Raw genomic sequence first — 4,665 nt, 5'->3', positions numbered from 1 at the left:
GCGGGGACGATCCGCGGGGCGGGGACGGGGACGGTCGGCGCAACGACAGGCAGGGAGACGCCCGGTGAACGTCTGGATCGCGGTCGTCGTCACCGCCGTCGGCTGCTACGCGGTCAAGCTGATCGGCCTGCTGGTGCCCGAGGGCGTCCTGGAACGCCCAGTGGTGCAACGCCTCGCCGCCCTGCTGCCCGTGGCCCTCCTCGCCGCCCTCACAGCCCAGCAGACCTTCGCGGACGGCCACGAGCTGGTGGTGGACGCGAGGGCCGCGGGGCTCGCCGCGGCCGCCGTCGCTCTCTCTCTGCGGGCCCCCTTCCTGATCGTCGTGGCTGCGGCGGTGCTCGTGACGGCGGCCGTGCGGGCGATCACGGGGTGACGCCCGCCGTGGTTGTCGCAGGGCATGCGTACGCACGCCCACGTGCGCGTGCGAGGCACGCACGCGTGCCTGTCCCCGCCCGACCGGGCCTCAGCCGATCGGACGCCCGTACGCCCGCAGCGTCCGCAGCGCCTCGATCGTCACGATCGGGCGGCTCTCCAGGGCCGTGCTCGGCGCCCACTGGCGCCAGCGGATCGGCCAGCCCCCGTCCTCCGTCTGCTCGCTCGCCAGGAAGTCGAGGGAACGGGACATCTCCTCGTCGGTGAACCACGCGCGCGCGAGAGACTCCGGGGTGGGCGCGAAGTCGTGCGGGTAATGGTGCTCGCCCGGTGCGTAACCGTCCGCCACAGGGAAGTCGTTCGGTCGTACGGGATCCAGCGCGGCGAGCCGGTGCTCGCGGACCAGACGCCCGAGCCGGTCGGCTGCGGCCCGGGCCCGTGCGCGGTCCGGCACGGACTCCAGGAACGCCACGGCGGCATGGACCTCGTAGGGGTGCGACTTCTCCAGGGCCTCGACCGCCTGCCAGCAGAAGTCGGTGGCCCGGAACAACCACGCGTGCCACACCTGGTTGCGGTGCAGCAGACCCACCACGGGCCCGGTGGCCAGCAGATCACTGGGCGGGTCGTCGACGATCGGCACGAACGGGGCCGCCGGATAGCCGCGCTGGCCGGGGTGCACCGCGGGGAGCGCGCCGTCCGGGGTCGACACCGAGGTCAGATAGCGGCAGACGCGTTCCACCCGCTGTCCGCCGCAGCGCCCGATGGAGTCCAGCACACGCAGCGCGTGCCCGGTGTGCAGCGGCTGGCTCACGGGGCCGCGCAGATCGGGTTCGAGCGCGTGCCCGTAGCCCTCGTCGGCGTTGCGGTAGGCGGCCAGCGCGGTCTCCACCGCGTCGGCGCTCCCCTCCAGGAAGTGGTAGGCGAAGCGGCGCTGCTCCAGCACGCGCGCGGTCAGCCAGATGAACTGCTCGGCGCGGGCCAGCGGGGTGTGCGCCGGGGACGACGGGGGGAGTGGGGATGCTCCGGTTTCGGCCATGGCTCCGACCGTAGGGCGGAAAGCGGTCTCGGAAAGCCGTCCCGGACAGGCCCACCCCCTGGGGCGGGATACTGGACTCATGCGGTTGACGGTCTTCTGGCAGCGGATGGCGGAGCACTTCGGTGCGGGGTACGCCGACACCTTCGCGCGCGATCATGTGATGTCCGACCTCGGTGGACGCACGGTCCACGAGGCGCTGGACGCGGGCTGGGAGGCCAAGGAAGTGTGGCGTGTGGTGTGCGCGACCATGGGCGTTCCGGCCGAAAACCGCTGAAATACCCGGGACTTCACCACGCTGACGTCGGTCGTCGTACGGGAGGATCCGGGGGCGGCGACCGATTGTCGGCGGCGTGGGCGAAACTTGGTGCGTGGCCCCCACAGACGAGACCGCGAGGTCCCAGCAGCAGGCACCCCCGTCCGGCACGACACCGCCCACCGGCCCCCCGGCCGGCCCGGGACCCGGTGCCGCGCCGAGCGGCCGTATGCCGCGCTGGCTGCCGCGCGCGATGGTGCTCGCGCTCTCCCTCGTCGCCGTCTTCCAACTGGGCAGCTGGGCGTTCCACCAGCTGATCGGGCTGCTCGTCAACATCCTCATCGCGTTCTTCCTGGCGCTCGCGATCGAGCCCGCGGTGAGCTGGATGGCCTCGAAGGGCCTGCGCAGGGGCTTCGCGACCTTCCTGGTCTTCCTGATCACACTGGTCGGGGCCGCGGGCTTCGTCACCCTGCTCGGCTCGATGCTCGCCGGCCAGATCATCAAGATGGTCGAGGACTTCCCGGCGTACCTCGACTCCGTCATCAGCTGGATCAACACCACCTTCCACACCGAGCTCAAGCGGGTGGACATCCAGGAGGGGCTGCTCCGCTCCGACTGGCTCCAGAAGTACGTGCAGAACAGCGCCACGGGCGTCCTCGACGTCTCCGCGCAGGTGCTGGGCGGCCTCTTCCAGCTGCTGACGATCGCGCTGTTCTCGTTCTACTTCGCCGCCGACGGACCGCGGCTGCGGCGGGCGTTGTGCTCCGTGCTGCCGCCCGCGAAGCAGGCCGAGGTGCTGCGCGCGTGGGAGATCGCCGTGGACAAGACCGGCGGCTATCTCTACTCGCGCGGGCTGATGGCGCTGATCTCCGGCGGGGCGCACTACGTCCTGCTGGAGTACCTCGACGTGCCCTACGCGCCCGCGCTCGCAGTCTGGGTCGGCCTGGTCTCGCAGTTCATCCCCACCATCGGCACCTATCTCGCGGGCGCCCTGCCGATGCTGATCGCCTTCACGGTCAACCCGTGGTACGCGCTGTGGGTCCTCGTCTTTGTTGTCATCTACCAGCAGTTCGAGAACTACGTGCTGCAGCCCAAGCTGACCGCCAAGACCGTGGACATCCACCCGGCCGTGGCCTTCGGATCGGTCATCGCGGGCACCGCCCTCCTCGGGGCGGTCGGCGCGCTCATCGCCATCCCCGCCATCGCCACCCTGCAGGCCTTCCTCGGGGCGTACGTGAAGCGGTACGACGTCACGGACGACCCCCGGGTGCACGGGCATCGCGGCCCCGGCTCCCGCAACCTCCTCAGGCGGCTGCGCAGACGGCTGGAGGAGAAGGCGGACCGCCGACGGCCGACGAACCGACCGACGAACCGACCGACGGATGCCGCCGGGGACGACGCCGGCCCCGGGAATGGCGCCGGGCCGGAGAGCGGCGCCAGCCCGGAGAGTGGCTCCGGACCGGAGCGCGGCGCTCCGTAGGGCGCGGCCTCCGTGTTGTCGCGGCAGCACGGGAGGCCCGTCGGGAACGGTCCGAGGTGCCGCGGAAGTCCTCCGGATGGCCCGTGGTGTCGCTTGACACTAAAATCGAACATCCATTCTTATGGAGGCTCCGGCGCGGCTGTCGACGGGAGTTCGGCAGGGTTTTCGTGGAGAAGTGCCCGAGTTATCCACAGGCCGGGCGGGCGTCGGGGCCCATTGTCAGTGGCAGGCGTTAGCGTCTTTCACGTGAAGCGATCGACTCAAGCAAACCGGGTGGAACCCATGGCAGGAACCGACCGCGAGAAGGCGCTCGACGCCGCGCTCGCACAGATTGAACGGCAGTTCGGCAAGGGCGCGGTGATGCGCCTCGGTGAGCGGCCGAACGAGCCCATCGAGGTCATCCCCACCGGGTCGACCGCACTGGACGTCGCCCTCGGCGTCGGTGGCCTGCCGCGCGGCCGCGTGGTGGAGGTGTACGGCCCGGAGTCCTCCGGCAAGACGACCCTGACCCTGCACGCGGTGGCGAACGCGCAGAAGGCCGGCGGCCAGGTGGCCTTCGTGGACGCCGAGCACGCCCTCGACCCCGAGTACGCGAAGAAGCTCGGTGTCGACATCGACAACCTGATCCTGTCGCAGCCGGACAACGGTGAGCAGGCCCTGGAGATCGTGGACATGCTGGTCCGCTCCGGCGCCCTCGACCTCATCGTCATCGACTCCGTCGCCGCGCTCGTCCCGCGCGCGGAGATCGAGGGCGAGATGGGTGACAGCCACGTGGGTCTGCAGGCCCGACTGATGAGCCAGGCCCTGCGGAAGATCACCAGCGCGCTCAACCAGTCCAAGACCACCGCCATCTTCATCAACCAGCTCCGCGAGAAGATCGGCGTGATGTTCGGCTCCCCGGAGACCACGACCGGTGGCCGCGCGCTGAAGTTCTACGCCTCGGTGCGTATCGACATCCGTCGCATCGAGACCCTGAAGGACGGCACGGAGGCGGTCGGCAACCGCACCCGCTGCAAGGTCGTCAAGAACAAGGTCGCGCCGCCCTTCAAGCAGGCCGAGTTCGACATCCTCTACGGCCAGGGCATCAGCCGTGAGGGCGGCCTGATCGACATGGGCGTGGAGCACGGCTTCGTCCGCAAGGCCGGCGCCTGGTACACGTACGAGGGCGACCAGCTCGGCCAGGGCAAGGAGAACGCCCGTAACTTCCTGAAGGACAACCCCGATCTCGCCAACGAGATCGAGAAGAAGATCAAGGAGAAGCTGGGCGTCGGCGTCAGGCCCGAGGAGCCCGCTGTCGAACCGGGCGCGGACGCGGCGGTCTCGGACCCGGCCGGCGCGGACGATGCCGCGAAGGCGGTGGCCGCTCCGGCTGCCAAGGCCACCAAGACCAAGGCCGCGGCGGCGAAGAGCTAGTCCGTGACGCGCAGAACGGACTGGGGCGAGTACGCGTACCCCAGCGTTCCCGAGAGCCGGGGGCGCGAGGGTACCGACGGGGGGACCGGGGGATTCGGCGCGGACGGGCAC

General features: G+C 70.6%; 5 protein-coding genes. 4 read left to right on the top strand and 1 reads right to left on the bottom strand.

Features of this window, described 5'->3' with window-relative positions:
• Positions 1–64 precede the first annotated feature (64 nt).
• Entirely contained in the window at positions 65–373 is a 309-nt protein-coding gene (locus P1P70_RS41025; protein WP_319247039.1) for an AzlD domain-containing protein, read from the top strand.
• Between the two features lie 90 nt (positions 374–463).
• Here the strand turns inward: P1P70_RS41025 and P1P70_RS41020 are convergent, their stop codons facing one another.
• Positions 464–1,408: a hypothetical protein gene (locus tag P1P70_RS41020; protein ID WP_319247037.1), complete on the bottom strand. Its 945-nt coding sequence runs from the start codon at positions 1,406–1,408 to the stop codon at positions 464–466.
• A 79-nt stretch (positions 1,409–1,487) separates the two neighbouring features.
• On the opposite strand from P1P70_RS41020, the gene P1P70_RS41015 reads away from it, so the two are divergent.
• The 3 genes from P1P70_RS41015 to recA all read left to right on the top strand — a co-directional run bounded on the left by P1P70_RS41015 (position 1,488) and on the right by recA (position 4,554).
• On the top strand, positions 1,488–1,682 hold the full coding sequence (locus P1P70_RS41015) for a DUF3046 domain-containing protein (RefSeq protein ID WP_184900059.1): 195 nt from the start codon (positions 1,488–1,490) through the stop codon (positions 1,680–1,682).
• A gap of 94 nt (positions 1,683–1,776) precedes the next feature.
• A complete protein-coding gene (locus tag P1P70_RS41010; RefSeq protein ID WP_319247034.1) occupies positions 1,777–3,141 on the top strand; it encodes an AI-2E family transporter in 1,365 nt (454 codons plus the stop codon).
• Positions 3,142–3,423: 282 nt separating this feature from the next.
• Positions 3,424–4,554 carry a recombinase RecA gene (gene recA, locus P1P70_RS41005; RefSeq protein ID WP_319247032.1) on the top strand — a complete coding sequence of 377 codons (1,131 nt, stop codon included), beginning with the start codon at positions 3,424–3,426 and terminating at the stop codon, positions 4,552–4,554.
• Positions 4,555–4,665 lie beyond the last annotated feature (111 nt).

This window comes from Streptomyces sp. MB09-02B, from assembly GCF_033794485.1.
Taxonomy (GTDB): domain Bacteria; phylum Actinomycetota; class Actinomycetes; order Streptomycetales; family Streptomycetaceae; genus Streptomyces.
This window is presented reverse-complemented; position numbering and strand designations above follow the sequence as displayed.

Excerpts from the sequence above, each read along its gene's own strand:
- P1P70_RS41020 (WP_319247037.1), bottom strand. The coding sequence starts at position 1,408 with ATGGCCGAAACCGGAGCATCCCCACTCCCCCCGTCGTCCCCGGCGCAC.
- recA (WP_319247032.1), top strand. The coding sequence starts at position 3,424 with ATGGCAGGAACCGACCGCGAGAAGGCGCTCGACGCCGCGCTCGCACAG.
- P1P70_RS41015 (WP_184900059.1), top strand. The coding sequence starts at position 1,488 with ATGCGGTTGACGGTCTTCTGGCAGCGGATGGCGGAGCACTTCGGTGCG.